Here is a 418-nt window from a genome sequence, read left to right as displayed (position 1 = left end):
ATGACGGCAACGGAAATGTAGAAACAGCCACTCAAAAGGTTATCGTTAAAGACACCGAAAAGCCTGTAAAACCAACATTGGCAGATATTACAGGAGAATGCTCTGCAACAGCAGCTGCGCCGACAGCCACAGACAATTGTGCGGGAACAGTTACGGGAACAACATCAGATCCTTTGACTTATAATGCTCAGGGAGCCTACACCATAAACTGGACTTTTAATGACGGCAACGGAAATGTAGAAGCAGCAGTCCAAAAAGTGATCATTAAAGACACGGAGAAACCTGTCAAGCCCGTATTGGCAGATATTACGGGAGAATGTTCTGCAACAGCAGCAGCGCCGACAACCACAGATAATTGCGCGGGAACAGTGACTGGAACAACGGCAGATCCATTGGCATACAATGCTCAGGGAACTTA

The 418-nt window shown here is 46.7% G+C and carries 1 protein-coding gene; it reads left to right on the top strand.

Going from position 1 to position 418, the window contains the following annotated elements; genetic code table 11:
- Window positions 1–418 (top strand): hypothetical protein (locus DM397_RS00365; protein WP_204251848.1); only part of this gene is annotated, 418 nt, incomplete at both ends.

This window comes from Flavobacterium nitrogenifigens (genome assembly GCF_003254565.1).
In the GTDB taxonomy this organism is placed as follows: Bacteria; Bacteroidota; Bacteroidia; order Flavobacteriales; family Flavobacteriaceae; genus Flavobacterium; species Flavobacterium nitrogenifigens.
This window is presented reverse-complemented; position numbering and strand designations above follow the sequence as displayed.